This is a genomic window from Fructilactobacillus fructivorans (assembly GCF_001434095.1).
GTDB lineage: Bacteria > Bacillota > Bacilli > Lactobacillales > Lactobacillaceae > Fructilactobacillus > Fructilactobacillus fructivorans.
This window is the reverse complement of sequence record NZ_AZDS01000001.1, coordinates 17,979-42,633: the sequence shown is the minus strand read 5'-3', so window position 1 is coordinate 42,633 and position 24,655 is coordinate 17,979. Positions and strand designations below refer to the sequence as shown.

The window sequence follows — 24,655 nt, the reverse complement described above, 5'->3', positions numbered from 1 at the left end:
CTTTAAATGTTTTGCATAAAAATAGCCCGCTTCTTATCTGTAAGAGTTTCGGACTTTTTATGTTTTTCTCTGTTCGTCTGGATTTCATCGTACTGTTTAGCCTTTTTATAAATTTTATAAAACTTATCAACTGACTTATCACTAAAAATATCATTAAGGGAATTAGTAAGTTGTGGTGCTTTGTTATTTTCAAACATCACCTCATCAGCAAAATGATTTTCAACGGCTTCATCAGCATTAAATTGAGTAGTTTGTGTCATCATCTTTGCAATTGCGGTCTTATCTTGTCCCGTACGGTCCCGATAAATATTAGCAATCGCTGAATCAGTCGAACTTAGCATATTAACTAAGCCCTGTAAGTCATCAGAATTACCTTGAACGTCACTTACTGAGGCTTTATGTATGATAATTCTGGCAGTGGGCGCAATGTTAATTTTATCTCCAGCCATCGCAATGATACTAGCAGAGCTACCTGCCATGCCTAAAATATTTACCGTGACAGGTTGACTAGCATTTTTCAGCTCCGAATAAATTTCACTCGCAGCATCCACATCACCACCACCTGAATTAATGTTAACTTCAACACTATCGTTATCTTTAGCAGTATCTAAAATCTGATTAACTCCAGCCGGATAAGTGGCAGGAAAATCTAAAATACTAGCCATCTTACCGTCCTTATCATTAATAACATCACTCTTAATAGGTACTTGTATAGTTGTCATTATTGTTCACCTCCTTTCATTATTTTTGTCGAGCTGGTAAATCATCGGGCAAAAAGCCACGATGTTGTAATTCGCTCACAGTTTGATTAGCGGTCAAAGTACCATCTTTTGTCATTCCTGACAGGGTTGAAGCATATTGATCGCCTAACGGGTCTACAGCTTTACGGACATCCATATGAACGTCTGTATTGAGTTTATTTTTGAGTTCACTTACGATCGGGTTCACGTAGTTAGCTAATGATTTGATAATGGATATGTTTTCCATTTGAATAGACGACTGTTGGTCACCTTTCCCGTTGATCATGGAATCTGGAATACCATAAACTTTAGCGATTTGCGAACCAGTCCAATTAGCTTGGTCCAGTAAGTTAGCTATATTACTCCTCATTTCTAATGGCTGGTAGTCTTCTAAATCATCAAGCACCAGCACACCATTTCGCAATTCTTGTGTAGCTTTTCTAGACCGTGCTTGTTTTTCCTTGCTATTCAACAAGCCACTATTTTTAACTTTTAGAATTCCCGAACTGGTTACGGCTTGTGCCAATGCTTTGAGAGTTAATTTATTAGATGAATTTTTAATATTGAGTTCGCTAGAAAGGGCGCTCAAAGGACTCACACCCGTCATACCTCCGTTTTTAGAAAGTAATCGAAAATGGATCATGTCACTTTGTGGAATGGCTTCAATGGTTCCGATATCAGGTTCGTCAAAGTTCGCGTTATAGATTAATCCACTACCATCGCTTAAAAGATATGTGCTGACTTGTGAGGGACGTAAATACTCTAAACGGCTGTCGGTCCCGTTAGCATTTCGAAAGCGATAGGCAAACGACTCACCACCAATGAGCAATTGTGCAAACATGCTTTGCCAAAAGGCATGAGTAGAAGCCGTCGCACTTGGATTATCAAGAATATTCTGAGCTCGTTGATTGTTGGCAGTTATTTCACCGCTGGCAAGAGCACCTGATAATTGAAAAATAATACTATAAATATCGGAATTTTGTAGTGCTTGGGACGCGCTCACATAACTTAGTTGATTACTTGTAGGGCTACTAAAGCCGAATGAGTCGTCAGACGCGCCTATAGTGCTTCCTAGATTAGAAATCTTATTATTAAAATTAAAAACTGGCATTAGTTATCACCTCCCTTACTTTGAGAACTGATAACTTCACTTAAAAAGCCAGTAATTAATAACACAATTGCAATGGCTAAAATGCCAAATCGATTTCCAAAACTAAATGCAAAAATAATTAGCAAAATAGTTGCAACTAGATAGCAAACTACATCCAAATACTTCCAAAATAATGCCAATAAGTTCTTAAAAATCATCTAATCACCTCCAATTTAAGTTAAGCCAGCGTCTGGATCATCAAAACGAGCTTTAACTTGTTCTGGTGTCATTCGTTTAACCGCTTCAGTTTTATCGTTTTCAATACCGTAATCTTCAAAGTGATACATCCCTTGGTAAAGAGCGTCGACAATCGCATCAACCACATCAATTTTTAATGTGGCTTTAGTCTTGTCGACTTGAATGCCAATACGATCTTCTTTTAGAGTTGCATTTAAGAGTGCTTTTTCCATAATTCGATCATCAAGGCGAGTAGCACTGCCTTCCACAAATATTCGTTGTAAGAATTTCGTTGGGTCTTTGAGCTCACTAGTCCGTTGTCTCACCGCGTCCAGTGGGAAGCTTGTATTATTATCCATAGCTTTAATAAAACTAGTAACACCCATCGCGTCATAGCCAAAAAAAATAACCTTCAAATTATGATCTTCTACATAATCTAAAAGCCATCTATAAATTTGGTCATCATCAATGAGACCTTGCTCATGATTAGTTATCGTGCAATATCCTAGTTTAGCTAATTCACGGTAGTTAATGCCGTCTTGTTTTTCCTTAGCTTCAATAGAACCAGCAGCATGCCATGGTATAAAACTATGTTGCTCAATATGCCATTTATTGTTGCCATCATCATCTACATATGGATAAACGAAGGCAAAAGATGTGTTATCGCTACTCATTGAGTAGTCGAAGCCTACATAGACTGTTCGTCCGTCAATATCAAAATTTGGTACTATGGATTTTTCTACATCTGCCAAATTGATGAACGTATCTTTACTTTGCTGTAACCACATGTTGAGTGATTTATTTTGAAATCCAGCCACATCAGCCGTAATAAGACTGTTATCACGCTCATCTTTTAAACTATCCATGAGTTTAACATTACCGCCTTTTAAACCAAGTAGTGGATTAGATTTGATCCACGTATCAGGTTTATAGGTTTCGTTAACGTTATCTTGCGACCAATCTAATAAGAGATAACTATCGCCATCACGTTTATAATCTTCTTCCATAGCTTGATAGATTCGTTTTTCATCTTGTCGAAACGGTACACTTGGATCATCGTAAGCTGTGGAAATTTGAATAAATTGGTGATTATCTACATCACCTTGTCCAGATGTAATTGAATTTAATTTGGTTTGGTCTTTAACCGTGCTACTACCAAATTCATCTCCGATAGCCGTTTGGAAATGATGAGAATCATATGTACCACTATTAAAAGTAACTTGAATAATTTCGTTATCGGTAGAACTCATAGTAATATGTTGAGACAGCGAGGTAAGACCTTTCATACTAATACCAACCGACTCGTTATAGTCCTTAAACAAGCCATTACTAAAAAGCTCTACTAACGTTCGTTTTACATATTTCATCAACTGTCGTGACTGTTTGGCATCCACTGAAGAAATTAAAAACTCTTGACCATTTTGCTTAACGGCTTGAATTAAAAAGCTATAAACAGTGATGATTGCCATCAAATAAGTTTTACCATTGTGACGAGCCACCGAAATAATGGCCCAAGTAAACCTCTTATCGTTAGTGTGATTTCGCCAGCCTTGTAGCATAGCCAAAATAAACTTTTGCCATGGCATTAACTTAACCGGTTTATGGCTCTTGATTTCCGGACAAAGTGACGCAAAAAATAAAATGTTATGTACTTGCTTGGTTGAATAATAGTAAGGAAATTTGCCAGTTTCTTGACGTTGTAAGTCTCGTAAATGTCGAAAACAAGCTAATTGAATATGATAGCCAGTTGTTATTTTTTGATCCAAAATATCAAAGGCATATTGCGTGCCAGCGTCTGGGTATTTTTTCCGAATACTATCAAAGTTAGTTTTTTGATAAGCCTTAAACACGTCATGAGATTTGGTTAAATCGATTTTCTTCATTTCTTAGTGCTTCCATTATCGGAATCAAAGGCTTTTGCAATTTGTTCTCGCTGGTCTTTCTTCGTACCACTATCAGTCTTCAAACTAAGTAATTCGGAACGCGATTGCGGTGTAAGCCCTAACTCGTTACCCAGCTTTTGTAGCTTTCCCGTTGCTGAATCAAGAATCTGAGTAGAAGGATTACGTTTATAACCTGTAAATTCGGTTTCCATTTCTTCACCAGTAACTGGATTAGTAGGCGTGTGATAGACAGCTCGCGATTGATCATTTTGATTGATATCATCGTAAGCCGCTCTCATAAGTTGGTAATTAATGCAAAATGCTTCCACGATAGTACGGTCCATATTATTAACATTCGGGTCTTTTTGAATTAGTGGGACTAAACGCCGCCACATATATCGTGCTGTACCTTTTAAATAAGTTGGCGGTGATTTAGACAATTTCCGCTTGTCCGTGGTGCTCTTTTTGCTAGCTTTAGTTTCTTTCCTTTTTCTCGTCATCGTCTCACTTCCTTTTAAAATTAGGGTATAAATACGGGGTACGGTTTTAAGCATTTTTTTTAAGTAAAATTCCTTCATATCAAGCGTTAGAACCACTAGACCCCCCTATCAAAAAGTTCAAAATTTTTGTGCGAAAACACGTGATTGTAATGTGTGCGCTCTACCGCTTGTGCGGCAAGGGGCGGGGGCATTTTTGTTGTTTATAAATTTCATCAATCAATTTACTTTTGTTTTCACATTTTATAATTTGTTTTTTGAATTTTTATAATTTAGTTCTTATTTTTTCGCTCTCATCATTAATGAGATAGCTTTCAAGTCTGTCACTTCAGTAGCTGAGGTTGGTTTTTGGTTCAAACCTGTACCGTAATAATCTTGTTTCCATTTGGTTTTTAGCCTATGGCAATTTCGACAAATTGTAGCTAAATTATCTAGATTACTCTTTTTGGAATCATCGAATTCAATCGGCACAATATGATCAACCGTTTTAGCATTCGTTGTGAGCTTTTCAATTGCTTTGCAATACTGACATACATAATGATCACGTTCGAGTGTTTGCTGACGAAGGTGAACCCAGTTACGTGTGCGATAAAACTTATACTGATTGCTCTTGTCTTCGTTACGATTACGAGTTACTTGGTTGTATTTATGTTCGTACTGCTTTGGTTTGTGTCCCCACTTTTCTCTACTCTTTAAGTAGGCAGCTTCGTACTTACGATGTTGCTCACAATAATAATGAGGGAATTGAGTTAACGTGTGACAGTTTGGATAACGACATCTTCTAACTCGTGGCATTAGTCAAACCAAATCCAAGCTACTAAAATTATGCAAACACTCATAAAAAATAAATTAAAAAACATATGTACTCCTCCAAATAAAAAAGCAACCTCAATGGATTGCTCTGATTTAATTACTGTTAAAGGATTCGAACCTCTAGCAGTAGATGATAGATAGATGATTATAATAATTATCTGTGTTATTTAAGTATATTGTTTAAAGAAAGGAAGCATAGGTTTTGTCTACGTAAGTATCTCTATCTATCAAACGAACAGACGATCACAACTTTATTTCATTATTTATTTTGTCTAGCTGTTCGTAATAACACGTTCGGGAATTGAACCCGAATATATGTACCAAACCGTGTTGCCTTTTGAAGAGGTATAAAACATAGGAACATATGCAAAGTAATTACTCTAGGCGTGGACGCTTTCCCAATTCGTCCACTCTATCAATATAACGCGCTTAGCTGCCATTTAACTGACAGATTACTGATAAAAATGTGACTTCACGAATTAGCATAATCTAATTGAATCATCGGACAAATCTCAGCAAAACATAACAGAGCTTCATTCTTTATGCGATACATTTGTCTAACATCCATTAACATTTGCCCAGCAATCTCCACATTGCTATCTAGTGGCTTTATATAAGAATAAGTAAGTACATCACGATAATTTTCATTAGTCATGTTATTGATAACCTTAGAGACTAACTCACAGAATTCACCAGCATACACGTAACTATCATACTGTTCAGCTTCAGAGTTTTTACCGCCTTTCCCACTTGGCATGCCATCTTGTTTGGGTGATGACAAGTCTGCTAATTTTCCTTTTACGTGTTCGTTGTGATAATGTTGATAGCTTTCCAGCACCTTTTTAGCGTCATTCTTGGCTTCATCGTAATTATAATTATTAAAACTTAGTTGCATAGAATAGTGCTCCTTTTTATAATTATGATAAAATATAACTGTTTACATAGTTGAACTACTGCCTTCTGCCTAGGTTGTAGTTCCTTTTTTATACGATATTATGATGCATTAAAGTTTCCAAAAGCTCATTCAATCCATCCATATCCACTTCAATATAGTTATTGTCGTTATCTGTCTCAACCGTTTTATGATAGCTTTCATCGTCATTAATTTGATAGTTAATTACTGTGCCTTTTGCTAATTTAATTTTAATAGGTCTACCTACTTTCTTTATTCACGTTATTGCTTATCATCCTTGACTATTTTAAATACTGGATTATTTTCATCAAATTCTTGTAACCCTTTCTCTTCGAACTCTACCAAAATTAGTTAAGCCTTGTTTCTTAGTCAAATGTGTTTGCAAGTAAGCCGAATGAATTTTTACACCATTATCAACCAAATTCTCCGCAAGATTTCTAATCGTTATCCCAGAGGTAATCCTGCGGTCGTGATGGTCAAAAGCATAGTACATATATTGCTGTTTATGCTCGTGTGAGTGCTGACTACCAAATAGCTTATGCGCTTTAATAATTCGACTATCTTTTTCTGGACAGTGCATAATCGAACCGTAATCATCTTCAATACCATGAACTAACTTTAAAATTCGATGAGCCTTTTTATCTCTTTGCTTTCTAATTTTTTTATTGGGTTTCATATTATTGAATTGTAATTGTGCGACTTCACTTTTTTCGTAATCCGTTAAATTCATTTTTAGCCCTTTCTATTTAACTTTTTCTTGAAATTGCTTAGTTCGATAGTTATAACGTGCCAAAACAACGGGAACTTGATAAAGATATTCAAATTCGTTAATCCTTAAACTGGCATCAGCCGTGACTTTACCACCTTTTACATCAACCACTTTAATCATCTGGCCGTGAGTGTCGTATTCAATAAAATCTGGACTATAAACTCGTTTGCGATGTGTTTTACCATTTAATTTAAATCGAGGAGTAATCTCAAAACTCTTATGATCGTCGAAACTTATGTATCTATTTTTGATAAATCTAATGTAATACATATATTCGACCCTGCTATCAAAAGTAATCCCGTCTGCTTGGATCTTTTTGGCGTGGTATTTATTCTTTGGCTTAATAGCTCGATACTGACTAATCTTAGGCATTAAGCTCATCTCTAACTTGGAGAAACTTATTAATAAAGTATTTTTGCCCTTTTCCAGTTACTTTAGTCGTTTTGTTAATACTTGAATGTCCGTCGCTATGAATTACTGTACTTTCTTTGATTTTAAATAACTGTAATCGCATAGCTTTTTGTGTAGGTGTATTGTAGCTACTACCAAAGCGACGAATTAAATAACCGTTGTTACGTAGCCAACTAAATAACTTATTTTGCCCGATATCAATACCATTTTGTTTCATCATCTTAGCTAATTCACCAATTAGAATAGTGGTGTTGCTAGTAGTAACCGCATCAGAAAAACGTGCTTTAGGTTCCAACTGGTCTATTTTCTTTTGCTGATCAGTAGCTAGCTGTAATGCTTCTGCTTTAGTTTTAGGAATGTTAAATCCACCAGTGTGCTTAATTTCATCTTCCATTTGATTGAAAGCTTTAATATATTCAGCTTTAAAATTCATTGCTTTACTACCAGTGAATCCCATAGCTAAAAAAGTAAAGCCATCACGATTCATATAATAGATATTCCTAGACCTACCATAAGTATCTAATGCCGTACCCTTAATAAACATCTCCTCAAAATTGTGAAGATCTTTTTTTAAATTACCGATTGCACGCATAACATTATCATGTCTTTTATCAAATTTACTTGCTACTTTTAAACTAGTTGTAACTGCTTGCTTATTTTTCATAATTACTAAATTATTCAATTTTACTAAACTCCTCTCAATTCTGTAGTGCTTTTAATCTCTTATTTATTCGATCTTTTTCTTGTGCTGATAATTGGTGTTCACTATTACTCTCAGCGTCAAGACGTTCTTTTTGCTTTTGTGCTTGTTTTCTTTCTTCTTTTTCTTGCTTTTTCGCCCAATCTGGCAATTCTTCTTTAATTTTCCCTTTATGATCAGGCTTTAGATCAAACTCATCTTGCCAGCTCCGTTGATTAAAGAACGTTGAACCTTGTTTAATAAACTTCTGTTCGGTGCCCTTAACTTCAATTTGTTTTTTATAACTAACGATACCCTTTTGAATCTCTTCGTTAGTTACGCCATCTTTAATTGCTTTCTTGTAAGCTTTAAAAGCAGGCTCTTTACCTTGCTTTTTGGGGTAAAGTTGCCATAATTTATTGAAGTTATTTTCTAGTTCTTTTGATTTTGGTTGATTAGTTGCTTTAGCTTTTTTCTTGGGTTGTTCTTCTTGAATTGTTGGTTGTTTAATTCGATAGTTGTTCCCCTTAGCGTTGTCATCATCACATAGATTAATTAAACGGTAAGCAGTCGCTTTGTTTCCATTAGTTTTAAAGTCTAGAAAACCTTTTTGTTTGAGCGTATTACGATCCTTATTTATTGCTTGACGACTTAATTGAGTAAGATTTTGTAGTGTTTGATTTGCCACAGTAAACCAATCCATCCAACGGGTCTTATTATTTATAAACATTAATTGATACCATAGCATCATTTGCCCGGTTGAGAGGTCTAAATTTATCTGTAGCGAATCGTTAAACGCTAAAATTTCTTTAATATAATTAGTTGTTTTACGCATAGCTCTAATGCTCCTTTGTATTAAAACGGAAGATCATCATCAGAAATCTCAGGTTCACCAGTATTATTAGTAGGTGCACTTGGATTTTCAAATGGATTACTGTTATTAGATTGGTTGTTATTATTTTTGGAATCTAGCAACGTGAAATTGTTAACCACAATCTCAGTAACATAAACTCGATTACCATTTTTATCTTCATAATTGCGGGTTTGTAGTCTACCTTCAATTCCGACTAATGAACCTTTACTCGTATATTTGGCAAAGTTATCTGCCATCTTTCCCCAGAATTGCAACATCGGAAAGTCAGCATCGTAATTGCCGTCTTGATTTTTAAAATTACGATTAACGGCTAAATTTACACTGCCAACGCTTTTCCCATTGCTAGTTTGTCTAACTTCTAGAGCTTTAGTAACTCTTCCTGTAAAAACCGTAGTATTAATCATTGCTGACTCTCTCGACCTTTCTCAATTACAAATTTAATAATTTTATCGGCACTATTATTAGTCATCTTGTCCCAACTAGTGGCAAAACTATTTAACAAAGTGACTAGCACCTTATGTGGTTCTTGATTCAAGAAATCTGCATAGCTAGTAATTAAACTAGTAACTCGTTCTTTTTTCTCTCTACCGGCTTTTTGATTACCACTATTTTGTTGGTTGGTTGCTGTAGCTCGTGAGTTTCTTTGTGTGCCATTTTTATTGTTATTATGGCCACTTGAATTACTCGACAAGTCTTCGCCTTTATAAACATCTAAGCCTAATCCTTGTAAAGCACATGCTTTAACAAAACATCGTTGTTTCGTTTTATTAATTTGCATAATATCTGGATTCTTTTCAGCATTATTAAAATAGTCCATTACTGGCAAAGTTTCTGATTCGCTATGTCCTTTTATGGTTACAGTGCATTCGACATAGGTACCTTCTGGGGTTTTCATGTAATCCACATTACGTCCCGTTAATTTGCCATTTTGTCGATCATATTCTGGAAACTGGGTAAATTCTTTTGTGGCATCAATGTCGATACCCTTTAAAATCTGCCAAGCCCACATCCATGAGAGATAATCATACCGATACTCTTTGTTAGTTCTTTTGCTTTTAAACCTTTTAGTATCTAGATGATCACTAACATCAATCTTATTTAATTGTTCAAACGTGCTTTCTGCTTTATCTGCCATCTTCATCACTACTCAATTCTGGTACGCTCGTTATTTTGTAAATCCATACCCTTAATTTTGTTGCCGGCTTTTAGGTCTTGGTAAGCTTTCTTTTTATCGGCCTTCTTTTCTACTTTTTCCGTAATATATTCCTCTGGAATTTCGTTAATATTAGGAATGATTACTGATTGCCGATAATTGCGTAACGACAACCGTTTATCATCAAAGTTCAAATGCTTAACGCCTTTAGCTTTCATACCACCCGTTAAATAAGCATTTAAATTTTTATTCAAGTTCTTTAAATGCTTCTTACGTTCTTGTCGTTGTTTTATAAGCTTGTCTAAGCCATTTATTTCTTCGTCATTGTTTTCGATCCAACCCGCAATATTGTTAGCCTTCTCATTAAAAGAATCGTCTATGGCTTCTAAAGTGTCTCTTACGGTGTCTTCGTCTAGATCGTCTCTATTTTGTAACTCGTTGTATTTTCCTGATAATTTATATAAATTCATTTTTATTTCCTCATTTTATTCAAAATATTTTTTAGGGTGTTTTAAAATGTCTTTAATCAGTGGTCCAACGGCCGTTCCTACAATAAAGGCCAATAATAAAAACAATGCTTGCCCAGTACTAAAAACCATAAAATCTCACTTTCTAATTTACTTTTTTAAAATGAGTTGGTAATATTATTTTTGTTGAATATCAACTCATTGAGTTACCAAATTTTCTTGGTGGCTCTTTTTTTATTACATAATGTCTTCATACGTTTGAGTATGATCATCAATCCACTCATCAACTTTTTTGCGTGGATAAACTAACTTATCTCCTTGTTTAATAACGGGGAAATCAGGTTCATAAATATAATATTTCTTCAACGTATTAGTGTTGGTATCTAAATATTTAGCAAGTTCTCGCTGATCAAAGATAGCTTGCTTATTTTTTGTATTTTCTTCAACACTGTTAGCAACGTGCAAAATAGCTTTATTAATAGTGTCTTCAATCAATTTCGTTAATTCCCTTCGCTTTGATATTATTATCACTAGAAAGGTGGTGATAATAATGAATTTTAATGAAGTCCAAGCGCTTCAATACATGGTTGATCGATTAGTGAAAATTAATTTTAAAGGCAAGAGATATGCACAAATAATTTTCAAATACGATAATCGTTTTGTAACGTTTAATTCTTACGAATGTTCAGATAATGTTCCAATTGAAACTAAGTTCTTAAACAATGGGAAAAATATCAACAAATACCCAGTAAATGTGATGGATAATAAGGCTAATAACCTTTTCTATAGAGCTTATGAAGCATTAACTAATGCTTTCCCTAATGCGGGTGATCCATTATTAGGAGAGGAACAAATCACAAACATGAAAAATGATACACACATTCCTTATTTATTAATTAAGCTTATTGATTTAGTTAAGTCATTGAAATTAGATGCCCCAACATCAACTCAAGTGGCTTATGACTTTAATTACTTAAATAATAAGAACGACAAATTACCTTATTTTTTAATTGATAAAAATGCCAATTTTGAACCGGTTTATTTAACTACTCTGAATCAAAACGAGGAGTAAATTCTTTAATACATTTTAAGGTGTAATCAAGCTCAGCACTTTGTTGCTGGGCTCTTTTTATTAATTGAGTTAACTCATCTCCATTATTTAAAACAAACTTAAATCCCATTTTTCTTTCTCCTTTTGTGTCACGAAGATCCTTGTAATTTCCTGTACCAACAAAAAAGTTTTCTTTATTCATTGTCATTACTCCTTTAAATTCAATATTTTATAAATATCTTGTTTTTAGATAATCTAGCCAATAATCCAATCATCAGCAGTCAAATCATTTAACGTCGGATTCCATCTAATCGAAGGACCATCTATGTCATCAGATTTATATGGAATCATTAAACAGCAAAGACTTGTATTAGTTGGAATAATTGACATTCCTCCGGGTTGCCATTTTCTACGAGTTATGAGTAGTCCTTTACTCATGGCTTTTTTACTTGCTTCTTGAATATTCATTGCTATCACTCCTTTTTTCGATTTATTAGTTTTGATAACATTGCCACCCGAAAGGTGGTGAAAATGTTGGATGAGAATAATAAGTTAATTTATGACGCATTACTAAAGATATCTAACGATAATGCGCCAACTTCTGTTGGTATGCTTGGTTCAAAAGCTTTTAAAAAATTAAGTAAACTGACAAAGCTCCCACAGGAAGATATTGCAACTTCCCTATCTCAGTTAGAGAAGCTCAATGCTATCCACTTCATCAGTGGTAACAACCAAATTGTAGATATTTCTATTAACCAAGTAGATCTTTAAATTTGGGTTTACCAGACAGTTCATCATATGGTGTGCTGTCTTTTTTTAGTTCCCAATCTTTAGAAACAAAATCACTATACTTTGGATTCCATAAAGCTTTATTTACCACATGAGACTTGGAACAAACGAAAAACGAGCCAAATTCTGATTCTTTAAACCAAATATCAGGATAAGAATCATTATAAAATCCATCATTTTCTTCATGTGCTAGTCGAATTACTTTGCTGAGTTCCATTGCTATCACTCCTTTTGTTTAACTTGTTAGTTCTGCTATCATGCCACTATGAAAGGTGGTAATTAGAATACTTATATATAAATGCTTAACTATATTGTCCTTAATATTGAGTTTGATATTATCTTTTTTAAAATTGAAAGAATATTTTTCAAAAATAAAATATATACAAAGCAAAATATCGTATACTAAAGGGTTTCATTTAATGCTTTTAACTTTAAAAAATAATGCTTCAACAAATAATGCTGTTATTGGTTTAAAAATTAATGGTCATAAAATTTCAAAAAGTTAAAACAAATCTAAAAGTTGTGGGAAAAACATTAACACCACTAGAACTAAGTCAACAATTGTAATTGCACAGCTTAAAATAAGCTCTAAAAGTTCATTATCCAAATTATTTAATACTCCTTAATTATTTACTGTTTTTCCTGTAACAGGATTTGTAATCTTCTTGTCCTTGGTGTTACCAGCAATAACATCAAGGTCTTTTTTAATTCCTGCTAAATTCTTTCCGATTTCTGCTAATTGCAAACTACTTTGCATATTCATTGATATCACTCCTTAATTCCTAAATACTTGTCTATTTCTTTTCTGATTCGCTTAAACCTAGGTTCTTGGTAAAAACTAATTGCTTTGCTAATTTCTACATAATCTTCACCTAAAATCTTTGCTAATCTTCTTTGTGTAATGCCTCTTTTTAAAAGCTCAATTTTGACATTTCGTTGATAATTTTCTATTTGCTTCAAAACGTGCTTTACAGGCATTGCAATCACCTCCCTATCAACTAAAGTCGTCAATACGTTGACGAATATTACACGTTTGTATAAACTAGAAACGTATAAAAAGTTAGCACAATCATTAATTCTTCCCCAAGAATCTTATATATAATGCGATTTCTTTTTGCCAAACAACCAATTGACGATTTAAATACTACACGTAATGTATGTTATTTTCAATGGTTTTCAATACATTCGTATGTTTTGTTTTTAAAAAAATAGGGAGATATACCATCATGACAACGTATGAAAATATCAAAAGAATTTCAAAAAAACGTGGATATAGTTTGCCTGAAACTGCAAAGAAAGCTGGGCTAAGTATAAACGCACTTTATAGATATAATCAGGGAATCGAGCCAAAATATGAAACACTGGAAAAAATAGCCGATGCATTAAACGTTCAATTATCTGATTTGTCAGATAGATATAAACCAAGCAATAAAAAAAAGATAGCTAATCTAGACGATGAAAATACATTAATGATGTATGGAGGTAAGCCAATTCCTAAAGATGAAATGGATACAGTTAGGAAAATTTTACGTGGCTTAAGAAATTCCGACGATTCAAAAAAGTAATACATATCTAAAAATGAAGTAGAGGAGAAAAATATCATGACAATGAAATCAAACGATGAACAACGATTTTCAGATGCAATGGATAGGTTTAATAATTATCAATTGAAGAGCAAGCAAATGAATGTTGGTGAAATTATTTTATATCAAGTATTATTGCTGAACAATTATAAAAATGAATGGATGGAATGGTTTACTCTTAAAATTAAAATTATTCAAAAATCAACCAGACTTTCATTTACTGAAATTATTAAATCACGAGACAAATTAAAAAAACTTGGATTAATTGATTTTGAAAAGTCTGATACTCAACCAACTAAATATAAAATAATTAAATTAAATCAAGATAACGAAAATTAAATAACAGAATCACTAAAGAACTTAGTTCTTTTCTATTTCTTATTTTGTTTATGTTTTGTTTTGTTTACTTAATGTGCAAGCACTGCGAAACGGTGCTGTAAACATAGGCGAAACGATGATATAAAGCATACCGAAACTGTGATGTAAATTATTTTACATACACATGGAATAATTATATATATCTATTATTTTATAGAATTAATTAGAAAGTCATTAATGAATTCTGGATCATCTTATCAAATTCGCACAAAAGAATAACATCAAAGTGGTTCAGACTTATGAATTAAAAAATGATACTCAATCCTTTGCGTCTATTGACGCTAACGCTGTGATTGTTAATATGAACTGGTGGAATCATAAACAATTACCATTTATTTTTGCTCATGAACTCGGTCATATCATGAATTGCGATCATGATGACGCTATTTTAAGCCAATACTCTTGTTTAAATCGTCTTTATGAAAAACAAGCGGATAATTACGCCATTGACTTATTAATTCCTACTTATGTAAAAGACAAAGGATCTGAACAGACAAATGTCGATGAATTCATGCAAAAATTTCAAATTCCTAAATCATTAAAAGACTTATGCTATGAGGAATTAAAAATATTTAATTAATAAATTTAAATAGTCCAAATACTTACGACGGTAAAAGATGATTTTTAGGAGGTATTATTTTGAAGACTACGAAACTGGCGTCAGGAATTGTAATGATTGTTTTAGGTGCTATAATCATTTTTCAATCGATGTTTGCTGGGGTAAGTAATGCATTTGAAAGTAACAATAGCGGTTCTGGAACTCTGGGATTCTTCTTAGCAGTTGTCTATATTATCACTGGAATCGTCTACATATGTACTAGAAAAGCACATAACTTAGCTGCTGATATAATTAATTTTGTTCTTTTAGCATTTATGTGGATCTTATCAATTTCTAATGCGTCAGATTACACCGACTTAATTGTTTGGGGTTGGATTGCTTTAATTATTGGAGCTGTATTTTTGGTTTGGCATTTAATCTTAAACCACATATCTAAAAAACATAGTCAAGCTTAAGTATTAATAATTATAATAAAGCTAAGTGCTTTACAAATTCATTTGATTTAAATTTAAGTACCCTACTCGGTAGCTAGAAACCGTTCGACTCGGCTTTAGGGCTTTTTTAATAGGTAGATTAATTAGAGAGGTATAAAACAATGGCAAACGTAATAAAAAAGCGCGGAAACAATTGGCGTGCTCGAGTTTTTTATTATGACGATGTTAAAAAGAGACACGCTAAAAGTGCTACATTTGGAACCAAAAGTAAAGCGCAAAAATGGACCATTGATCAAGAAAATAATTTAAATAAAAACCGATTTATAAAAAGTAGCACACAATCATTACCAGAATATTTTTTAGAATGGTACAAAACTTTTAAAGAACCTCATTTGGCTAATTCCACTAAGCGACGTTACATGGCAACTTCTAACGTCTTAAAAAAATATTGGAAAAATATTCCCTTACAAAATATAAACTACATTAAATATCAAAAATTTTTGAATTATTTAGGTGACAATTTTGCGTTAGAAACTGTTCGCAAAATCCATGGACAAACTCGCTATGCTATTAATAAAGCTGTTCAAATGCATAAGATCAGTGATAACTTTACTAATGGCGCCACTGTTTATGGTAAAGCTGGTAAAAAAGCCAACCTCAAATATTTGGAAATTTATGATATGAAAAAGCTACTAAATTATTGCATGGATATAAATTATATTACTGACATCTCTAAAGCTATGGTAGCTACTTCCTTATTAACTGGCTTACGCTACGAGGAAGTTATTGGATTAACGTGGGACAATATTAATCTGAAAAAACATACCTTAACGGTTAATAAATCTTATAGCCAAGTAGACAAACAATTTCAGAAAACTAAAAATCATGCTTCAAATCGAACTATTTCTATTAATAGAACCCTTGTAGAATTATTTAAAAAAGTTCAAATTATTCAAGGCAAATTTTTGTTAAAGCATGGATATCAAAATAATAATAATTTTGTCTTTTTAAATCGTTTTTGTAATATAATTTCTTCAGGGAGTATTAATAAGTCTTTAAAATACTACTGTAATCATTTAGGAATTAAACAAATAACTTTTCATGGATTACGTCACACTCACGCTAGTTATTTAATTTCTCAAAATGTCAATATTCAGTATGTTTCAAAAAGATTGGGTCACTCTAGTGTATCAATCACGCAAGATGTTTATGCTCATTTATTAAAAGATAAAGAAACAGAAGATTCTAACAAAACAATGCAAATTTTGGACAATATTAATTAATTGCGACCGAATTGCGACCATTAAAAATACAATTACTACTATACCAATGATTATGTGTGCTTTATAATGCTCATCTCGGGCATTTTATGTGTTTTGGCTTATGTGTGATTACTGTTATATCAGCATTCTTATATATATGATCTAATCAAACTTAATTAAATTGTGTCCTTTTTGTGTCCTTATAAAAGGCGTTACCAAATTAATTGGTAGCGCCTTTCTTGTTGTCTTCTTCAAACCTCTTTTTGATTATTTCAGAAAATCTATTCAAATCATCTTGAGTAGCCCATTCTTTCGATAAACTTTTAACCTAATTGATTAATGCTTGCACAAAAAAAGAGCAGACATAACGTCTGCCCTTCTTACATATCTTAATTAATATAATCACCTAAGTCAAATTAACTTATTCTTTGCTTGATAATAGTAATCACGCAACGGATGAAGGCGATTATTTTTAATAATCCATGGTTTCTCGAAATTAGTGTAATGAACAATTACAGGATTCTTAAGTGCCTTTGCTTCAGCTGCTCGACGTTCAGGGATCGGGTTTAATCCACTCTCACCCTTAACCAAGTGACTTTGCAAATTATACTTAGGATCAAGCTTCTTCCAATGGCCATTAAAAATGGCATTAAGAGCATCTTGATCTTGGTACTTCAACATTTCAGGCTTATCAAGTGCCAATTTTCTTACTTTTTCAGAAGTATCATTATCATTCCAAGCTTTGGTATCGATTAATAACAATCCAGCATTAAAATACTGGCCTGGTTCATCACTAACATGCATTTCTTTTAAACGATCAACGTATCCAGAATCTTCCACTGCTCCAACAATGTTTCCATCTAGATCAGTGTCCCAAAGATCTGAAATATTACCAACACACGTCATATCAGCATCCAGATAGAGAATTCTTGGCCTGTGAATTTCTTCAGGAAGCTCAATTCGATAATAAGTGTTTTCTTTAATAGCACTATCTGGAGATGTCACGTTAGCACCCTTATATGCTGCGGTGTTGGGTTTAAGAAAGTTAATCGACTTACAATTATCATAGACTTTGGCTAGTGATTTTAACAAATCAACGCTATCAGAACTTAAATGATCATCAACGACGTAAAATTCAAAGTCGGAATCTTTATTATTGTTCAATATTGACGAATAATTAACCGCAAGCGGAATCGCCATATTGTTATCAGTAGTAGATGCAATTGTAATCATACACATCATTCCCTTCAAAAAATTATTTGCAAACATTACTTAAAATGTTTTTGTATACCTAAACAAGCATTATCGATTAAAAATGCGCTTGATTTAGGTATTAAATCGTTTTACTCTATCTGTTTCTAACAACGACAACATTTACCATACTAACTGTATTTGGAGTTTTTAAGATTGTCTTATCACCTAACTTAATTTGGTGAAAGTTATGTTCACCATTCATGAAAGCGGACAATCTGTCCATTTTAGTAACGTGGGATTTGTCTAAATTGTTTAATCCATTCTGACCTATGTGCCATTATTGTACGATAATTTAGCTAATTCTGGTTTTGCTTGTGATGTCATAGACACCTTAGTGTTTACTGACGCCGCGTATGTAGTTTCCATATGATCAACTGAATAGCTAACTAACTGAAATCCAAGAAGTGCTGCTACTCCTACACCAATCATTATGGCTCTTTTAATCGCTTTTTCATTGAATCATCCCACTTTGATATATTTCGTTACACTTATAAAGTATACCATAAATGCCGCCAAGTCAACATTTATGCCTTGCTATGTGAAAAAAGTATCATAATTACACAAAAAGAGATAATAATTAACATTATTATCTCTTCATTTTTTGGTTCTCTTGAACCTATATTAGTGGATTTACATAATCTTAATTAGTCCACAGAAACTTTAATTAAATCATTACCACATCAATAAAAATTATCGGAGTCTATGTAAGAGACAGAAGAATAATCTTCTGTCTCCCCCATCATAACTAGTCGTTTAGACGAATAGTAGCATGATACGAACTACCATCTGTGGCTCTGCCAGAGTAGTCGTCTGTGATCGAGCGAAAAACAATATTACCATGAGGTAAATTCAAATACTCAGCATCATATGGAAAAACGACTGAGTAGTTGTTCTCATTTCCAATACTGTAATAGTAAATTGTTCTTCCATTAAGTTAAACACTACGATCTGTACTTGGAACTACTAGCTTAAACTCCTTCATTATGACTCACCTCCTTTCCCACAATAAAAAAAGAGGTCACACTACGAAGTAGCGTGACCTTAATGGTATTTCAGAGTATTCATCATATTGAAATATACGAATAAATTCGCATAATTGTTTTAAATTCAAATTTCTAACAAGACATAGTGCTCCCACTAAACGGTTATATTCACCATTAATGAGTTATAACATCTGATATAAAAGGCTTCTCACACCCCGTAATATCTTAGTTAGAGTTAGCTCCCTACACAAGCTCTAACTAAATTGTCTCGTTGTTTAATCTCAACATTCAATATTTCACTATGAAACTCTTACTGCTTACTTCTCGTTTTAGATTATAAACTTTATTAAAAGCAACGACAATAACGTCTTTAACTTTATAACTTATAATTATAAATCCTTTTATACCAGCATTTAAATTTATTTTTAATCTAATTTTTACTTATAATATAATAATTATTATCATGTATTCGAAGCAATCTAACTATTCAGTTTTTCCTGCATGGTGACGTAATTTTAAAAGATTCTTGGATAGTTTGCTATAATTAGTTCATGGAGGGAAAACTATGAAAACAAAAGCTTACGAAACATATAATTTAGTGGAATATGATAAAGACTTACCTTACGAAGTCGGTGATTTAGTTGAGGTTACCTTTGTTAACCCAACTGGAATGGGTGATAATCAGGATGACTGGTTAAAGGTGGTTAGACATGATGTTGGTGAGTCAACCAGTATTCATGATGAGTTTAGATTTGATTCCAAGTGCATCAAAGCCGTAAAAAAAGCAAAATAAAAAAAGATCCTCACCAAATAGTGAGGATCTTTTTTTAAGCATTATCATGTGCAATTTTGGCAGCGGCTGCTCCAGCAAGGGCTCCCACAATATCATCAATAAATGTATTAACCAACTGACCATTAGTATCCAATTCTTTTACAATCCCATTTTTATTGGTATCAATTTCACCATAGTTAGTCACACCAATTGTTCCATAAATAGAAGCAATCCCAAGTGCCAAAGTTTCGTCAACTCCAAACACTCCCAAGTCGTGTGAAACGATACTCTCTAGTGGTTCTTCTAACTCACCTGCTTGAGCTAATCGATCAAGCTCTAGTCCCACCATGGCATTATTTAAAACTTCCCTTTTATGCAGAATGTCATTGACAATTCCACATACATAATCTAAATCAGGAACATTTGAATATTTTCTTTGCAAATCCACCGCAATTTTTGCGATATCTTTAATTGTTACCCCATGCTCATTCAATCGTTTAACCACAAAATCATACGCTTGAGTATCAGGATATTTATAATCTCTTCGATCTACCATTAATTATCTTCCTCCGTATCTTCAATTCGGGTCATATCATATTCATTTGGATAGTTATCCTCGGAAATCATCATAGAAATAACTTCTTGCTTACGAAGATGATCCTTGATAATTTCATCGACATACAATTCTTTACTAAAAAACTCTTGAAAATGAGTAAAATTTGATAAAAAGTTAAAATGAAGAATCGTATCACTGCTATTTTTTGAACTTGATATTTCCGTAACTTCTACCATTTTACTCTTTTTCATCTTATCAATTATCGGAATAGCACTATTCTTATAAAATCTTTCAACTTCCGTCAATTCGTGATTAAGTTCTTGAACTTGTTCCCTTAAAGACTGACATTTCTGAAAATCGGTATTATTTAACATTTTCATATTACTCAATAAATAATTTTCATCATTGTTAAGTAAGGCATTCTTGATATCCTCAGTCTTCTGATCGTCATCACCATTGTTCAAGACACTGGCTAGTTCATCAATGGTATTAACATCATAATCATTTTTTAATTGATCTAAATCGGTGACCCAGCTTAAATAATGTTGCTTTCGCTCTTCTAATTCTTCACGGGTGTTGGCCAATTGATTTTTTAACTGATTAAAATAAGCAAATTCAGATATATTCATTTTTTACTCCATTACAGTACAGCAAGTAACATAAATCCAGTTGCGATCAGATTGTTTAAAAAATGAACTCCAATCGAAACTTCAATTTTCCCTGTTTTTTTGTATACGTAAGCTAAAATCATCCCTAAGATGGCATAAATCATGAAGCTAATGACGTTTGAACTCATGTGACCACAAGAAAAAAGTAGGCCACTAAAAACAATTGGTAGCCAGAAAGCATTCTGATTAAAAAAAGCATTGATGAAAAAGCCTCTAAATACTAATTCTTCTAAAACTGGTGATAAAAAAACCGCTGAAATGCTCATTAAAACAAGCACCGTGGTATTACTCTGAAAAAGACTCAGAATCGCATTATTATTTTTCGTACCAACTTGATTGAAAATCAATTTATTAAAAAATTGCAGCACAATTTCAATAATAAAGAAACTCAAAATTGCCATTAAAATAATTTTTAAATCATGAAAAGTAATCTTATGGCTATGCTGACGGTACACACTTCGATAAGCCCAGAATGCCAAACCAATGATCACTAAAAAAAGAGCAAGGTAAAAGGCACCCCAAAGAAATGCTTTTATCCCATGATAATTTTTAATCCCAATCAACTGAACCGGTATTTGAACGGCAAAAATAAATAGGATTAAGCCAATAAAGATGACTGCTCTTTTCAAAAAGTTAATTAGATTCATTTCCCATTTCATTAATTAAATTCATCTCCAAATTTTCTTACTTACATAGAATACCATAATACCAATCTCTCAGACAAAGGGGGTAATTTTGACTTCATATCCATCATTAACCTTAAAGATTCGAAATGATATACTAAAAGACGTTATTAAACTAAAAGAGGAGCTAAGCATGGTGATTATTACAGCTGGAATGATTGGTGTGGGGAAAACCACCTTAACGGGAAAAATCGCTGCACATTACGGAACAGAGCCCTTCTATGAGCCAGTAGGTGACAATCCTGTCTTGCCACTTTACTATAAGGATCCAAAGCAGTATGGCTTTTTACTTCAGATTTATTTCTTAAATAAACGGTTCTCGATGATTAAAAAGGCATTAAAACAAGATAATAATGTACTTGACCGTTCGATTTACGAAGATGCTTTATTTACCAAAGAAAACAACGCCGAGGGAAACATTTCAGACGTTGAACTTGAAGTGTACTTAAAATTATTAGATAACATGATGGCAGAATTAAAGGAACTTCCAAAAAAGAGTCCTGATCTGTTGGTCTATGCTTATAGTGATTTTGATACGATTCTATATCGCATTAAGAAACGTGGTCGTGATTACGAACAGTGGGATAACGATCCTGGCCTGGAAGAATATTACTACAAAATGTGGAAAGCATACCAAAAATGGTATGCAGACTATGACATTAGTCCTAAGATGAAAGTAGATCTGCAAAAATATGATCTAGAAGATCCCAAAAACGTAAAGATAATTTTGAATCAAATTGACGACAAATTAAAAACCATCAGATAAAAAGAACTTCGATCAAAATGATCGAAGTTCTTTTTTGTATCTTACTTAGATAATTCATAAATTGATTGACCATAAATGGACATTGCTAGAATCAAATCATTAACTGGCGAATACTCATTAGCCTGATGCATTGTATCTTCAGCTCCGGGGAAAAGTGCCCCAAATGCTACACCACGCTTCATCATTCGGGCATACGTTCCACCACCAACAACTTCTGGTTGAGCATCATCCAGATCGGTTTGTTCTCGATAGATTCCCATTAATTTCTTAACAATTGGATCGTTCTCATCAACAAAATGAGGATCCATTTGTGAAATTTGCTTAGTTGTTCCATTGAAACGATCTGCCGCATCTTGCATCTTAGCTAGGATCGTATCAGTAGTAATTCCCTTAGGATACCTGAAATTAGTGTTGACCATTCCTCCATCTTTGTGACTAAAGTTCATTAATCCAACATTCATGGTTAATTCACCCATTACATCATCCGTAAAATTAAGTCCAAGTTTGTGGGCCCGAGAATCATCATGAAGCTTTTCATCAATGAAGTTAATAATGTTGGCACCACTAGTATCAAAACTGTAATCCACCAGAAAATCTGCCAAATAAGTCCCGGCATTGATTCCATTCTTAGGTTCCATCCCATGAGCAGCTTTACCAACGATGGTAAGTTTAATGTTGTCACCTTCAATTTCATAACTTCCAGTAACTGGAACTTTATCTAAGTATTGCTCAAACTGATCCGCCATATTAGATACATTGGCCGCCGTAACCTCAGCTTCAGCATCTCGCGGAACCATGTTTTCACGTAATCCAGCTTTAAAGTTAATCAGAGTATTATCCCCATCACTTTGATTGGAATCAAAATGAGTTTCAATGGTAACATTCCCCTTTTCACCATTGATTAAAGGGAACTCTGCATCCGGTGAAAAGCCAAACGAAGGAGTTGGTTCAACTTCAAAGTAACGTTTCATACCTGTCCAATCACATTCTTCATCAGTTCCAATAATCAAACGAATCTTCACTTGGGGTTCAATTCCCTGGTCCTTAAGCATCTTAAGTCCATAGTAAGCGGCAAGTCCAGGCCCCTTATCGTCAGAGACACCTCGTCCAATAGCATTATCTCCATCGATTTTCAACTCAAATGGATTAGTATCCCAACCAGCTCCACCAGGCATTTCGTCTGCATGTGACAAAATTGCCATGGTTTCATCTCCAGAACCATATTCAATGTAACCAACTACATTATCAATGTTCTTGGTGGTAAAGCCATCTCGATCACCAAATTCAAGAAATTGTTGTAGTGCATGTGCTGGACCTGGTCCTAACGGGAACTCATCCGTTGCGTTGTCGAGATCTCTAGAACTATCAATTGAAACTAATTTTTTTAAATCATTTAAATAATCATTTTTATAATCTTGTGCTTTACTTTTCCAGTCAATTGCCATTTTAAAATCCTCCTACGTCATTATTTCTTATTTTAACATAATCAAGAAAGCAGCAACTCGTTTAACCAACATTCAATCTCTGAATGATATAATGCAAACGAGGTGAATAAAATGAAAAAAATTGACAAATCAATCTTAACTAAAACCATTCGAATCCGTCCTAAAAATAGTTTTAAGGGAACTTACGGCAAAATTGCTCTAATTGGTGGTAATGAAAACTTTGGTGGTGCAATTATCATGAGCTCGCTTGGAGCAGTTTACTCAGGAGCTGGACTCACTACCACTATCACAGATCCCACCAATCAAAGTTCTCTTCATGCTTGGCTACCAGAAGCCATGTTTGCAGATTATAATGACACTGATCAAATGGTTCAATTAATTAAATCAATGAAGGTCATTACGATTGGTTCTGGTCTTGGAACTGATGATCATAGTTGCGAAATTATGGAAACCGTCTTTGATACTGTCACCCCAGATCAAACTTTACTAATTGATGGGTCAGCCATTACCATGGTTGCTGAACGCGGCCTCAAACTTCCAGATGCTAAATTAATTTTTACGCCACATCAGATGGAATGGCAGCGTCTTTCAGGAATTAAAATGGCAGATCAAACCGAAGAACGTAATAAGGCCGCTCGTGACAAAATTGGTGGAATTGTTGTTCTTAAATCTGATCGAACTGAAGTTTACACTCCCAATGAAGTCTATCAAAATACGACTGGAACGCCTGCTCAAGCAACTGGAGGTATGGGTGATACCCTTGCTGGAATTATCGGTGGATTTGTAGCCCAATTCGATAACGAAGTTGATGCGGTTTTAGCCGCGGTTTATTCTCATAGTGCCATTGCTGATGAATTGGCAAATACACAGTATGTTGTCCTTCCCCATCAGATTTCAAAGAGACTTCCTAAATTTATGCATGAACACGAAGCATGAAATTAATGAT

The 24,655-nt window shown here is 33.7% G+C and carries 36 protein-coding genes; 10 read left to right on the top strand and 26 right to left on the bottom strand.

Annotated features, from left to right (window positions below; all coding sequences use genetic code 11):
* Positions 1–2: 2 nt before the first annotated feature.
* The 15 genes from FC73_RS00270 to FC73_RS00200 all read right to left on the bottom strand — a co-directional run bounded on the left by FC73_RS00270 (position 3) and on the right by FC73_RS00200 (position 11,021).
* Positions 3–722, bottom strand: coding sequence for a head maturation protease, ClpP-related (locus FC73_RS00270; protein ID WP_010021658.1), 720 nt, complete (start codon positions 720–722; stop codon positions 3–5).
* A gap of 19 nt (positions 723–741) precedes the next feature.
* Positions 742–1,851 (bottom strand): phage portal protein, encoded by a 1,110-nt coding sequence (locus FC73_RS00265; protein ID WP_010021659.1) that lies wholly within the window; start codon positions 1,849–1,851, stop codon positions 742–744.
* Positions 1,851–2,048: a DUF1056 family protein gene (locus FC73_RS00260; RefSeq protein WP_010021660.1), complete on the bottom strand. Its 198-nt coding sequence runs from the start codon at positions 2,046–2,048 to the stop codon at positions 1,851–1,853. Before FC73_RS00260 ends, FC73_RS00265 begins: the two co-directional genes overlap by 1 nt.
* Before the next feature lie 15 nt (positions 2,049–2,063).
* Complete coding sequence (locus FC73_RS00255) at positions 2,064–3,950, bottom strand: terminase large subunit (RefSeq protein ID WP_010021662.1); 1,887 nt, start codon at positions 3,948–3,950, stop codon at positions 2,064–2,066.
* On the bottom strand, positions 3,947–4,450 hold the full coding sequence (locus FC73_RS00250; protein ID WP_081454149.1) for a phage terminase small subunit P27 family: 504 nt from the start codon (positions 4,448–4,450) through the stop codon (positions 3,947–3,949). The genes FC73_RS00255 and FC73_RS00250 overlap by 4 nt, the downstream gene beginning before the upstream one ends.
* A 276-nt stretch (positions 4,451–4,726) precedes the next feature.
* Positions 4,727–5,242, bottom strand: a complete 516-nt coding sequence (locus tag FC73_RS00245; RefSeq protein ID WP_010021665.1) for an HNH endonuclease — start codon at positions 5,240–5,242, stop codon at positions 4,727–4,729.
* Between the two features lie 490 nt (positions 5,243–5,732).
* Positions 5,733–6,155 (bottom strand): ArpU family phage packaging/lysis transcriptional regulator, encoded by a 423-nt coding sequence (locus tag FC73_RS00240; RefSeq protein WP_010021666.1) that lies wholly within the window; start codon positions 6,153–6,155, stop codon positions 5,733–5,735.
* Positions 6,156–6,480: 325 nt separating this feature from the next.
* On the bottom strand, positions 6,481–6,903 hold the full coding sequence (locus tag FC73_RS00235; RefSeq protein WP_010021667.1) for a hypothetical protein: 423 nt from the start codon (positions 6,901–6,903) through the stop codon (positions 6,481–6,483).
* Between the two features lie 12 nt (positions 6,904–6,915).
* A complete protein-coding gene (locus FC73_RS00230) occupies positions 6,916–7,314 on the bottom strand; it encodes a DUF1064 domain-containing protein (protein ID WP_010021668.1) in 399 nt (132 codons plus the stop codon).
* Positions 7,307–8,035, bottom strand: coding sequence for a phage regulatory protein/antirepressor Ant (locus FC73_RS00225; protein WP_010021669.1), 729 nt, complete (start codon positions 8,033–8,035; stop codon positions 7,307–7,309). Before FC73_RS00225 ends, FC73_RS00230 begins: the two co-directional genes overlap by 8 nt.
* Positions 8,036–8,051: 16 nt before the next feature.
* The gene (locus FC73_RS00220; RefSeq protein WP_010021671.1) at positions 8,052–8,867 is read right to left on the bottom strand and encodes a replication initiation and membrane attachment family protein; all 816 of its coding nucleotides are present in this window, start codon (positions 8,865–8,867) and stop codon (positions 8,052–8,054) included.
* 20 nt (positions 8,868–8,887) lie between these two features.
* The gene (locus FC73_RS00215; RefSeq protein WP_010021672.1) at positions 8,888–9,310 is read right to left on the bottom strand and encodes a single-stranded DNA-binding protein; all 423 of its coding nucleotides are present in this window, start codon (positions 9,308–9,310) and stop codon (positions 8,888–8,890) included.
* Positions 9,307–10,041, bottom strand: coding sequence for a Sak single strand annealing protein (locus FC73_RS00210; RefSeq protein WP_010021673.1), 735 nt, complete (start codon positions 10,039–10,041; stop codon positions 9,307–9,309). Before FC73_RS00210 ends, FC73_RS00215 begins: the two co-directional genes overlap by 4 nt.
* A gap of 8 nt (positions 10,042–10,049) precedes the next feature.
* Positions 10,050–10,529, bottom strand: coding sequence for a siphovirus Gp157 family protein (locus FC73_RS00205; protein WP_010021674.1), 480 nt, complete (start codon positions 10,527–10,529; stop codon positions 10,050–10,052).
* Positions 10,530–10,763: 234 nt separating this feature from the next.
* Positions 10,764–11,021, bottom strand: a complete 258-nt coding sequence (locus FC73_RS00200) for a MerR family transcriptional regulator (protein ID WP_010021677.1) — start codon at positions 11,019–11,021, stop codon at positions 10,764–10,766.
* Positions 11,022–11,076: 55 nt separating this feature from the next.
* Here FC73_RS00200 and FC73_RS00195 point away from each other — a divergent pair, with 55 nt between their 5' ends.
* Positions 11,077–11,598, top strand: a complete 522-nt coding sequence (locus FC73_RS00195) for a hypothetical protein (RefSeq protein WP_010021679.1) — start codon at positions 11,077–11,079, stop codon at positions 11,596–11,598.
* On the opposite strand, the gene FC73_RS00190 is transcribed toward FC73_RS00195, so the two are convergent.
* Entirely contained in the window at positions 11,573–11,779 is a 207-nt protein-coding gene (locus tag FC73_RS00190; RefSeq protein WP_010021680.1) for a hypothetical protein, read from the bottom strand. The two genes, FC73_RS00195 and FC73_RS00190, sit on opposite strands and share 26 nt — an antisense overlap.
* A gap of 53 nt (positions 11,780–11,832) precedes the next feature.
* Positions 11,833–12,045 (bottom strand): Thoeris anti-defense Tad2 family protein, encoded by a 213-nt coding sequence (locus FC73_RS00185; protein WP_010021681.1) that lies wholly within the window; start codon positions 12,043–12,045, stop codon positions 11,833–11,835.
* 63 nt (positions 12,046–12,108) lie between these two features.
* Between FC73_RS00185 and FC73_RS00180 the strand changes: the two genes are divergently transcribed.
* A complete protein-coding gene (locus FC73_RS00180) occupies positions 12,109–12,348 on the top strand; it encodes a hypothetical protein (protein WP_029327108.1) in 240 nt (79 codons plus the stop codon).
* Here FC73_RS00180 and FC73_RS00175 read toward each other — a convergent pair.
* The 3 genes from FC73_RS00175 to FC73_RS00170 all read right to left on the bottom strand — a co-directional run bounded on the left by FC73_RS00175 (position 12,329) and on the right by FC73_RS00170 (position 13,344).
* Positions 12,329–12,583 carry a hypothetical protein gene (locus FC73_RS00175; protein ID WP_010021683.1) on the bottom strand — a complete coding sequence of 85 codons (255 nt, stop codon included), beginning with the start codon at positions 12,581–12,583 and terminating at the stop codon, positions 12,329–12,331. The two genes, FC73_RS00180 and FC73_RS00175, sit on opposite strands and share 20 nt — an antisense overlap.
* A 405-nt stretch (positions 12,584–12,988) precedes the next feature.
* Entirely contained in the window at positions 12,989–13,129 is a 141-nt protein-coding gene (locus tag FC73_RS06945) for a hypothetical protein (protein WP_010021687.1), read from the bottom strand.
* 5 nt (positions 13,130–13,134) lie between these two features.
* On the bottom strand, positions 13,135–13,344 hold the full coding sequence (locus FC73_RS00170) for a hypothetical protein (protein ID WP_010021688.1): 210 nt from the start codon (positions 13,342–13,344) through the stop codon (positions 13,135–13,137).
* A gap of 248 nt (positions 13,345–13,592) precedes the next feature.
* Between FC73_RS00170 and FC73_RS00165 the strand changes: the two genes are divergently transcribed.
* From FC73_RS00165 to FC73_RS00145, 5 genes are all read left to right on the top strand, one after another.
* Positions 13,593–13,931 (top strand): helix-turn-helix domain-containing protein, encoded by a 339-nt coding sequence (locus FC73_RS00165; protein WP_056936270.1) that lies wholly within the window; start codon positions 13,593–13,595, stop codon positions 13,929–13,931.
* A 36-nt stretch (positions 13,932–13,967) separates the two neighbouring features.
* Positions 13,968–14,288, top strand: a complete 321-nt coding sequence (locus FC73_RS00160; RefSeq protein ID WP_010021696.1) for a hypothetical protein — start codon at positions 13,968–13,970, stop codon at positions 14,286–14,288.
* Between the two features lie 265 nt (positions 14,289–14,553).
* A complete protein-coding gene (locus tag FC73_RS00155; protein WP_010021698.1) occupies positions 14,554–14,907 on the top strand; it encodes an ImmA/IrrE family metallo-endopeptidase in 354 nt (117 codons plus the stop codon).
* A gap of 59 nt (positions 14,908–14,966) precedes the next feature.
* A complete protein-coding gene (locus tag FC73_RS00150; protein ID WP_010021699.1) occupies positions 14,967–15,341 on the top strand; it encodes a hypothetical protein in 375 nt (124 codons plus the stop codon).
* Between the two features lie 140 nt (positions 15,342–15,481).
* Complete coding sequence (locus FC73_RS00145) at positions 15,482–16,603, top strand: tyrosine-type recombinase/integrase (RefSeq protein ID WP_010021700.1); 1,122 nt, start codon at positions 15,482–15,484, stop codon at positions 16,601–16,603.
* Between the two features lie 390 nt (positions 16,604–16,993).
* On the opposite strand, the gene FC73_RS00140 is transcribed toward FC73_RS00145, so the two are convergent.
* Both FC73_RS00140 and FC73_RS06940 read right to left on the bottom strand, forming a co-directional pair.
* Positions 16,994–17,815, bottom strand: coding sequence for a glycosyltransferase family 8 protein (locus FC73_RS00140; protein ID WP_010021701.1), 822 nt, complete (start codon positions 17,813–17,815; stop codon positions 16,994–16,996).
* 288 nt (positions 17,816–18,103) lie between these two features.
* Positions 18,104–18,265 carry a hypothetical protein gene (locus FC73_RS06940; protein ID WP_010021703.1) on the bottom strand — a complete coding sequence of 54 codons (162 nt, stop codon included), beginning with the start codon at positions 18,263–18,265 and terminating at the stop codon, positions 18,104–18,106.
* A gap of 1,119 nt (positions 18,266–19,384) precedes the next feature.
* Between FC73_RS06940 and FC73_RS00135 the strand changes: the two genes are divergently transcribed.
* The gene (locus FC73_RS00135) at positions 19,385–19,612 is read left to right on the top strand and encodes an SH3 domain-containing protein (RefSeq protein ID WP_010021705.1); all 228 of its coding nucleotides are present in this window, start codon (positions 19,385–19,387) and stop codon (positions 19,610–19,612) included.
* Positions 19,613–19,646: 34 nt separating this feature from the next.
* On the opposite strand, the gene FC73_RS00130 is transcribed toward FC73_RS00135, so the two are convergent.
* Genes FC73_RS00130 through FC73_RS00120 form a run of 3 tightly spaced genes read right to left on the bottom strand, consistent with a single transcriptional unit; the run spans position 19,647 to position 21,474 of the window.
* The gene (locus tag FC73_RS00130) at positions 19,647–20,147 is read right to left on the bottom strand and encodes a phosphatidylglycerophosphatase A family protein (RefSeq protein WP_010021706.1); all 501 of its coding nucleotides are present in this window, start codon (positions 20,145–20,147) and stop codon (positions 19,647–19,649) included.
* Positions 20,147–20,776: a miniconductance mechanosensitive channel MscM gene (locus FC73_RS00125; RefSeq protein ID WP_010021707.1), complete on the bottom strand. Its 630-nt coding sequence runs from the start codon at positions 20,774–20,776 to the stop codon at positions 20,147–20,149. Before FC73_RS00125 ends, FC73_RS00130 begins: the two co-directional genes overlap by 1 nt.
* Before the next feature lie 11 nt (positions 20,777–20,787).
* Positions 20,788–21,474 (bottom strand): type II CAAX endopeptidase family protein, encoded by a 687-nt coding sequence (locus tag FC73_RS00120; protein ID WP_010021709.1) that lies wholly within the window; start codon positions 21,472–21,474, stop codon positions 20,788–20,790.
* Between the two features lie 157 nt (positions 21,475–21,631).
* On the opposite strand from FC73_RS00120, the gene FC73_RS00115 reads away from it, so the two are divergent.
* On the top strand, positions 21,632–22,264 hold the full coding sequence (locus tag FC73_RS00115) for a deoxynucleoside kinase (protein WP_010021710.1): 633 nt from the start codon (positions 21,632–21,634) through the stop codon (positions 22,262–22,264).
* Positions 22,265–22,305: 41 nt separating this feature from the next.
* Here FC73_RS00115 and pepV read toward each other — a convergent pair whose 3' ends face one another.
* On the bottom strand, positions 22,306–23,709 hold the full coding sequence (gene pepV / locus FC73_RS00110; RefSeq protein ID WP_010021712.1) for a dipeptidase PepV: 1,404 nt from the start codon (positions 23,707–23,709) through the stop codon (positions 22,306–22,308).
* Positions 23,710–23,820: 111 nt separating this feature from the next.
* Here pepV and FC73_RS00105 point away from each other — a divergent pair, with 111 nt between their 5' ends.
* Positions 23,821–24,645, top strand: coding sequence for an NAD(P)H-hydrate dehydratase (locus FC73_RS00105; RefSeq protein WP_010021714.1), 825 nt, complete (start codon positions 23,821–23,823; stop codon positions 24,643–24,645).
* Positions 24,646–24,655 lie beyond the last annotated feature (10 nt).

Coding starts and splice junctions, on each gene's coding strand:
- FC73_RS06945 (WP_010021687.1), bottom strand. CDS start 13,129: ATGAATATGCAAAGTAGTTTGCAATTAGCAGAAATCGGAAAGAATTTA.
- FC73_RS00270 (WP_010021658.1), bottom strand. CDS start 722: ATGACAACTATACAAGTACCTATTAAGAGTGATGTTATTAATGATAAG.
- FC73_RS00195 (WP_010021679.1), top strand. CDS start 11,077: ATGAATTTTAATGAAGTCCAAGCGCTTCAATACATGGTTGATCGATTA.
- FC73_RS00135 (WP_010021705.1), top strand. CDS start 19,385: ATGAAAACAAAAGCTTACGAAACATATAATTTAGTGGAATATGATAAA.
- FC73_RS00235 (WP_010021667.1), bottom strand. CDS start 6,903: ATGAATTTAACGGATTACGAAAAAAGTGAAGTCGCACAATTACAATTC.
- FC73_RS00175 (WP_010021683.1), bottom strand. CDS start 12,583: ATGGAACTCAGCAAAGTAATTCGACTAGCACATGAAGAAAATGATGGA.
- FC73_RS00140 (WP_010021701.1), bottom strand. CDS start 17,815: ATGATTACAATTGCATCTACTACTGATAACAATATGGCGATTCCGCTT.
- FC73_RS00120 (WP_010021709.1), bottom strand. CDS start 21,474: ATGAAATGGGAAATGAATCTAATTAACTTTTTGAAAAGAGCAGTCATC.
- FC73_RS00255 (WP_010021662.1), bottom strand. CDS start 3,950: ATGAAGAAAATCGATTTAACCAAATCTCATGACGTGTTTAAGGCTTAT.
- FC73_RS00185 (WP_010021681.1), bottom strand. CDS start 12,045: ATGAATATTCAAGAAGCAAGTAAAAAAGCCATGAGTAAAGGACTACTC.
- FC73_RS00240 (WP_010021666.1), bottom strand. CDS start 6,155: ATGCAACTAAGTTTTAATAATTATAATTACGATGAAGCCAAGAATGAC.
- FC73_RS00230 (WP_010021668.1), bottom strand. CDS start 7,314: ATGCCTAAGATTAGTCAGTATCGAGCTATTAAGCCAAAGAATAAATAC.
- FC73_RS00245 (WP_010021665.1), bottom strand. CDS start 5,242: ATGCCACGAGTTAGAAGATGTCGTTATCCAAACTGTCACACGTTAACT.
- FC73_RS00190 (WP_010021680.1), bottom strand. CDS start 11,779: ATGAATAAAGAAAACTTTTTTGTTGGTACAGGAAATTACAAGGATCTT.
- FC73_RS00180 (WP_029327108.1), top strand. CDS start 12,109: ATGTTGGATGAGAATAATAAGTTAATTTATGACGCATTACTAAAGATA.
- FC73_RS00205 (WP_010021674.1), bottom strand. CDS start 10,529: ATGAATTTATATAAATTATCAGGAAAATACAACGAGTTACAAAATAGA.
- FC73_RS00210 (WP_010021673.1), bottom strand. CDS start 10,041: ATGGCAGATAAAGCAGAAAGCACGTTTGAACAATTAAATAAGATTGAT.
- FC73_RS00250 (WP_081454149.1), bottom strand. CDS start 4,450: ATGACGAGAAAAAGGAAAGAAACTAAAGCTAGCAAAAAGAGCACCACG.
- FC73_RS00125 (WP_010021707.1), bottom strand. CDS start 20,776: ATGAATATATCTGAATTTGCTTATTTTAATCAGTTAAAAAATCAATTG.
- pepV (WP_010021712.1), bottom strand. CDS start 23,709: ATGGCAATTGACTGGAAAAGTAAAGCACAAGATTATAAAAATGATTAT.
- FC73_RS00130 (WP_010021706.1), bottom strand. CDS start 20,147: ATGGTAGATCGAAGAGATTATAAATATCCTGATACTCAAGCGTATGAT.
- FC73_RS00170 (WP_010021688.1), bottom strand. CDS start 13,344: ATGCCTGTAAAGCACGTTTTGAAGCAAATAGAAAATTATCAACGAAAT.
- FC73_RS00265 (WP_010021659.1), bottom strand. CDS start 1,851: ATGCCAGTTTTTAATTTTAATAATAAGATTTCTAATCTAGGAAGCACT.
- FC73_RS06940 (WP_010021703.1), bottom strand. CDS start 18,265: ATGATTGGTGTAGGAGTAGCAGCACTTCTTGGATTTCAGTTAGTTAGC.
- FC73_RS00145 (WP_010021700.1), top strand. CDS start 15,482: ATGGCAAACGTAATAAAAAAGCGCGGAAACAATTGGCGTGCTCGAGTT.
- FC73_RS00105 (WP_010021714.1), top strand. CDS start 23,821: ATGAAAAAAATTGACAAATCAATCTTAACTAAAACCATTCGAATCCGT.
- FC73_RS00165 (WP_056936270.1), top strand. CDS start 13,593: ATGACAACGTATGAAAATATCAAAAGAATTTCAAAAAAACGTGGATAT.
- FC73_RS00160 (WP_010021696.1), top strand. CDS start 13,968: ATGACAATGAAATCAAACGATGAACAACGATTTTCAGATGCAATGGAT.
- FC73_RS00220 (WP_010021671.1), bottom strand. CDS start 8,867: ATGCGTAAAACAACTAATTATATTAAAGAAATTTTAGCGTTTAACGAT.
- FC73_RS00215 (WP_010021672.1), bottom strand. CDS start 9,310: ATGATTAATACTACGGTTTTTACAGGAAGAGTTACTAAAGCTCTAGAA.
- FC73_RS00260 (WP_010021660.1), bottom strand. CDS start 2,048: ATGATTTTTAAGAACTTATTGGCATTATTTTGGAAGTATTTGGATGTA.
- FC73_RS00115 (WP_010021710.1), top strand. CDS start 21,632: ATGGTGATTATTACAGCTGGAATGATTGGTGTGGGGAAAACCACCTTA.